Here is a 6,198-nt window from a genome sequence, read left to right as displayed (position 1 = left end):
GCAAGCAAGCAAGCAAGCAAGCAAGCAAGCAAGTAAAGCGTAAGTCTGCCCTTTTTCCGGTCGAGCTGAAAACTGCACAAAAACAGAAGGCGTATTCTGTCCGATTTACAACGGATGGGATGCGCTTTTTTGTGTTTGCCCGAGTAACTAAAATTTGATTGAAAGGATGTGAAAAGATGAAAATTAAGCGATTGTTAAGTGTACTCTTATGTATGCTGCTCTGCGTCGGGCTCATACCGGCAACGGCGTTTGCGGCAAATGAAGAGCCCGACAAATGGGACGGTACGGCGGATACAAGCTGGTATAATGAAACCGATACGGAATTTCACATCAAAACAGCAGAACAGCTGGCAGGATTTGCAGAACTTACCAATATCGGCATTGATACAAATGCATCTACAGGCAACACATTTGAGAATAAGATCGTCTATTTAGACTGTGATGTAGATCTTGGAGGGTACACCTGGACGCCGATTACAAACAGAAATGTAGATGACGATTACTTTTTCAAGGGTACTTTCGATGGACAGGGGCACACTATATACAATTTAAACTGTTCTGGGAAAGAAAACTCGTATGATTCACTGTTTGGTTATGTACAGGGTGGCGTAATACAGAATCTAAGCGTTGTGGATGCGAATTTGTATGCCGATGATAACAGCATGCACCTTGGTATTATCGCGGCTCTGGTAGAGAACGGCAAGATAATAAACTGTTACACATCCGGCACTGTAGAAAGTGTCAATGGCTGGCGAAGCGTAGGCGGAATTTCTGGTTCATGTATGCACGGGACGCAAATTATTGGATGTGGTTCTGACGCAAAAATCATTAGCAGAAATTCCAAATATAGTGATAGTGTCGGAGGATTGGTCGGCCAATGGTCAATAGCCGGAGAAACTTCTGTGATTTCAGACTGCTGGTTTAATGGCTCAATCGTCAGCGAAGATCCGGATTCTACCGTTGGAGGGTTATTGGCTTTTTTTAACAACTATAATAATAAAGAAAATGTTAAAATCAACAACTGCATAATGGTGAGCAGCAATATATCAAGTGTGGCAAAGGAAAATACAGCTGTAATTGCTCATCTTACAGGAACCCCAACAGTTGCGAACTGTTTTTATGAAGAAAGTGATAATGGATATCGTGTCATTACGAAATTAGAGAATGGTAGTTTTGCTATCGATACGAGCTTTGATCCGGCACCTTGTGCAAAGGCGGCAACTGATTTTACAGACAATGACATTCTCGTTTCGCTGCAAAACAATGCCTCACAGGGAGCTGCATGGGTAGAAGGAATCGAGCACCCCACTTTCAGTTGGGATTTGAAAAACAGATTAGCTAATTACACAGCAGTTAATGCAGCATTAGATAAAGTTCCACAGGATGTCTCCGTTTACACTGATGAAACAGTATCTGTTTTACAACAAGCGATAGACAGTGTTGACACTTCGTTAAGCATCGCAGAGCAGTCAAAGGTTGACGATATGGCAAAGGCAATTGAGAACGCCATCGCTGCTCTCGAATACAAGGAGGCAGATTATTCTAAAGTAGACGAAGCCATAGCGAAAGCAGACGCTTTAAACCCTGACGATTACACGAATTTTTCAACAGTTGAAGCCGCTGTCAATACGGTTGTCCGTGGAAAAAACATTACAGAACAGGACAAAGTAGACAATATGGCTTTAGCTATAGAGAATGCTATTGCGAACTTGGAAAAGAAACCCGCAACGGGAACAACGTCAGATAATGACACAAGTTCTCCGCAGACCGGCGATGACAGCAATATTACCCTTTGGCTTGCGGTTATGCTGGCTTCGGGTGTGGCTTTGACGGTCACCGTTTTTTACAACCGTAGGAAAAAATACAGCAGATAATTCATAACCATGCGCCCTGTGGAATAAGTGACCGCAGGGCGCTGCTTTTATGTATACAGAGTACTGTAAAAATGTCATTGTCATTCTGTCAGGAGATTGATAAAATGAAGTTGTGATCTGGAAGGAATAGGAGAGTGGCAAGATGATAGCAGAGCAGGAACAGCGGTTGGAAGCATTTGAGAAGATGCTAAGAGCAGTGGAAGAAAATTATGAGACTGCGGATCAGAAGATGAAGAAGCTGAAGGCGGAGGGCAGGGAGAAAAGCGCTACTTACCGGCAGCTGATGGGGAATAAGATGCAGTATCAGAACATGCTGTCCATGTATCAGATCTATGGGCTGCGGTAGAACTATTTAGAACAAAATGAAATACACCCCGGGAATGGTATATATTCCCGGGGCGTTTTATTTTACTGTAGCTAGTTTTCCACCGCGAACTGGCTGTTGTAGAGCCGGTAGTAGAAGCCTTTCTTTGCCAGCAGTTCCTCATGGTTTCCCTGCTCGATGATATGGCCCTGATCCATCACCAGGATCACATCCGCAGTCTGGATGGTGGAGAGCCGGTGGGCCACCACGAAGCTGGTGCGCCCCTGCATCAGGGTTTCAAAGGCCCGCTGGATACGGATCTCCGTCATGGTATCGATGGAGGAGGTGGCCTCGTCCAGGATCAGCATAGGAGGCAGGCACAGCATGATCCGGGCGATACACAGTAACTGTTTCTGCCCCTGGGACAGGTTGCCGCCGCCTTCTGTGATAATGGTATCGTAGCCTTCCGGCATACGCTTTATGAAGCTGTGAGCGTGGGCCTTCTTGGCTGCTTCGATCACTTCCTCCTCTGTGGCGTCCGGACGCCCGTAAGCAATGTTGTCCCGGATGGAGGCGGATTTAAGCCAGGTCTCCTGGAGTACCATACCATAGCTGGTGCGCAGGGACTGGCGGGTGATCTGCCGGATATCGTGGCCGTCCACCTGGATGGAACCCGCCCGTACGTCGTAGAAGCGCATCAGCAGGTTGATGAGGGTGGTCTTTCCGCAGCCCGTGGGACCGACAATGGCGATACGCTGTCCAGGCTCCACAGACAGGTTCAGATTCTGGATCAGGGGAACTTCCGGTGTGTAGGAGAAGTCAACCTGATCAAGGAGGATCCGTCCTTCCGGCTCAGACAGAACGACTGCATCCGCCGGTTCCGCCGGGGCGGCAGGCTCGTCCAGAAGCTCAAAGACCCGGGCGGCGGAGGCAATGGAATTCTGAAATTCCGTCAGCACGCTGGTGATGTCGTTAAAGGGCTTGGTGTACTGGTTGGTGTAGCTTAAGAAGCTGGAGAGCTGTCCAACCGTAAGGGCTCCTGCTATGGTGGAGAAGCAGCCCACGATGGCTACGCCGGCGTAGATGGCGGAATACATGAACCGGGTGGTGGGGTTGGTGATGGAGGAGAAAAACGTAGCTTTCAGGGAATACTGGGCAAGCTGTCGGTTGATCTCATCAAATTCCCGGCAGGCCTCCTCCTGATGGCCGAATGCCTGCACTACTTTTAATCCTCCCAGCATTTCATTGGTAAATCCAGTCAGTTCTCCCCGGGTTTCCGACTGTTTCTTGAACATGGTAAAAGATTTCCTGGATACAAAGTTTGCCACCACAAAGGAAAGGGGGCTTAACGCCACCACGATCAGGGTGGTCCAGGGATTGATGCTCAGCATGAAGGCGATGGTGCCCACAATGGTGGCCACGCCGGTGAAGAGCTGAGTGAATCCCAGAAGGAGCCCGTCGGAGAACTGATCGATATCTGTGACGATCCGGCTTATAAGATCTCCGGAAGCATGCCGGTCCACATAGGACAGAGGAAGCTCTTCCAGATGGTCGAAGGCCTGGACCCGCAGATCCCGGACAACCCGGTAGGTGATCTTATTGTTGATATGGTTCATGATCCACTGGGCAACAGCGGTGACGGCCACAGAGATCAGGATCCCTGTGATCACGGCCAGAAGCCCGGTGAAATCCACCTGGTCTTTCCCAATGATATAATCCACGCCCCGCCCGGTGAGGATGGGGACATAGAGGGTCAGCCCTACCGTCAGGGCAGACAGAAGAAGGGAGAGGATCACCAGAGGCCAGTAGGGACGGATGTAGCGAAGGATCCGTCTGAGAGTCTGTCGATTTTTGTCGTTTCCGGTAGTATTACGCATTGGCTGTGGCCTTCTTTCCTTTTGATTTCCCGGCGGACTGGGACGCGCAGATCTCCTGGTAGACCTGGCTGGAAGAGAGCAGCTCTTCGTGAGTGCCGTAGCCGGCGGGCGCGCCGTCGTAGAGCACCAGGATGTGGTCAGCGCCCTGGATGGCGGAGACCCGCTGGGAGATGATGACCACCGTCATATTTTCCGTATTTTCCCGGATGGCTCTGCGGAGCCTGGCGTCGGTGGCGAAGTCCAGCGCGGAGGCGCTGTCGTCCAGGATCAGGATGTCCGGCTGTCCCACCAGTGCCCGTGCGATGGTAAGACGCTGCTTCTGGCCGCCGGAGAGATTGCTGCCTCCCTGCTGGATCTTAAGATCCAGTCCCTGTTCCTTAAGGTCTACGAATTCCCGGGCCTGGGCGATATCAAGCGCCCGGTAGATCTCCTGGTCGGTAGCGTCCTTTTTGGCCCAGCGCATGTTTTCCCGCAGGGAGCCGGAGAAGACGACTGCCTTCTGGGGCACCACGCCGATCCGTCTGTGGATGGAGGCGGGGCGCAGAGTCTTGATGTCCCGGCCAAACAGGCGGATGGTTCCGGAGGTACAATCATAGAACCGGGGGATCAGGTTGGCCAGCGTGGATTTTCCTGAGCCGGTTCCGCCGATGATGCCAAGGATCTCGCCGGGCTGCAGGGAGAAGCTGATATCCCGGAGCGTCTCGCTGGAGGCTCCTTCATAGGTGAAGCCTACATGCTCAAAGGAAAGAGCGGGAGACTGAGAAGAGGCGGACTCTGGAACGTCTGCGCCTTCCTCCGGGATGGAGGGGGTAACGCCGAAGATCACATTGATCCGGCCCAGGCTTGCCAGAGCCCTTGAGAGCAGGATGATCAGGTTGGCCAGTTTCACCAGCTCCGTCAGGATCTGGGACATATAGTTGATAAGAGCGATCACCTGGCCCTGGGTCAGGCTTCCGGTATCCACCTGGCGTCCGCCGAAATACAGGACGGCGATAATGCCAAGGTTGATGATCACATAGGTAAGGGGATTTAAGAGGGCGGAGATCTTCCCTACGAAGATCTGTTTCCCATAGAGGGCGTCTGTCTCCTGGCGGAACCTCTCCCGCTCCTGGCGCTGCCGGCCAAAGGCCCGCACCACCCGGATCCCCAGCAGATTTTCCCTGGTGGTCAGAAGTACCTGATCCAGCTGCCGCTGCACCTTCTTATAGAGGGGCATGGAGAAAAGCAGGATGGCGAAGACCACCACCAGGAGCACCGGGATGGTGACCGCAAAGGGAAGGGCCGCCCGGACATCTACGGTGAAGGCCATGATCATGGCGCCGAAGACCACGAAGGGGGAGCGCAGGAACAGCCGCAGGAACATGTTGATGCCGTTCTGTACCTGGTTCACGTCGTTGGTCATCCGGTTGATCAGGGTGGAAGTGCCGATGGCGTCGATCTCCTGGTAGGAGAAGGTGTTGATGTGGGCGAACAGGTCGCTGCGGATGGCGGTTCCCGCGCTGACTGCGGATTTGGCCGCGAAGTACTGGGCGGTGAGGGAGAAGGAAAACCCCACTATGCCAAGGAGGATCAAAAGCCCTCCCATTTTCCACAGGTAGGGGCCGTCGTTTCCGTTGATGCCCACGTCGATCATCTGAGCCACCACCAGGGGGACGAACAGTTCAAAGGTGGCCTCCAGCATTTTAAAAAGAGGGGCCAGCACGGTGATGACCGGATGGGGTTTCAGATAGCGAAATAATTGTCTCATGTATGGAAAGTCCTTTCTGATTTCAGATTTGGAAATAGTATAACCGTTCCTATTATACGGGGAAAGGGGGAGAAAGTCCAATGATTTACAGCTCGATCTCCGTTGCGTCGGTCACATGGGTCTGGGTATAGAGGACCACAGTGTCTGCCTCCCGCAGGATCATGTTCCCGTTGGGGATCAGCACCCGCTTGTTGCGGCGGACCAGAACGATAATGGACTGGCGGGAGATCTCCAGTTCCTGGATACGCTGTCCGATCCAGGGATGGTTTTTCTGCAGGACCATCTCCTTAAGCCGGATGTGCTCGCCATCGTCGTGGAAGGACTCCGCGCCCAGCACCATGTCGTCCCCGGCCTGCAGCGCCATATTTCCCCGGGGAACCAAAAGCCGGTGGTTCC

5 protein-coding genes are annotated in these 6,198 nt (G+C 52.3%); 2 read left to right on the top strand and 3 right to left on the bottom strand.

From position 1 onward, the window contains the following. Positions 1–176 precede the first annotated feature (176 nt). A complete protein-coding gene (locus ACML7B_RS04220; protein WP_418539427.1) occupies positions 177–1,874 on the top strand; it encodes a hypothetical protein in 1,698 nt (565 codons plus the stop codon). 142 nt (positions 1,875–2,016) lie between these two features. Continuing rightward, positions 2,017–2,220, top strand: a complete 204-nt coding sequence (locus ACML7B_RS04215) for a hypothetical protein (protein WP_106788757.1) — start codon at positions 2,017–2,019, stop codon at positions 2,218–2,220. Between the two features lie 71 nt (positions 2,221–2,291). Here the strand turns inward: ACML7B_RS04215 and ACML7B_RS04210 are convergent, their stop codons facing one another. From ACML7B_RS04210 to ACML7B_RS04200, 3 genes are all read right to left on the bottom strand, one after another. Next, entirely contained in the window at positions 2,292–4,055 is a 1,764-nt protein-coding gene (locus ACML7B_RS04210; protein ID WP_418539426.1) for an ABC transporter ATP-binding protein, read from the bottom strand. Next, on the bottom strand, positions 4,048–5,802 hold the full coding sequence (locus ACML7B_RS04205) for an ABC transporter ATP-binding protein (protein WP_418539425.1): 1,755 nt from the start codon (positions 5,800–5,802) through the stop codon (positions 4,048–4,050). The genes ACML7B_RS04210 and ACML7B_RS04205 overlap by 8 nt, the downstream gene beginning before the upstream one ends. 85 nt (positions 5,803–5,887) lie before the next feature. Beyond that, positions 5,888–6,198, bottom strand: a 311-nt coding sequence (locus ACML7B_RS04200; RefSeq protein WP_418539424.1) for a TrkA C-terminal domain-containing protein, incomplete at its 5' end; no start/stop codon positions are given.

The sequence above is a fragment of the Massilistercora timonensis genome, assembly GCF_048354975.1.
Taxonomy (GTDB): domain Bacteria; phylum Bacillota; class Clostridia; order Lachnospirales; family Lachnospiraceae; genus Massilistercora; species Massilistercora timonensis.
This window is presented reverse-complemented; position numbering and strand designations above follow the sequence as displayed.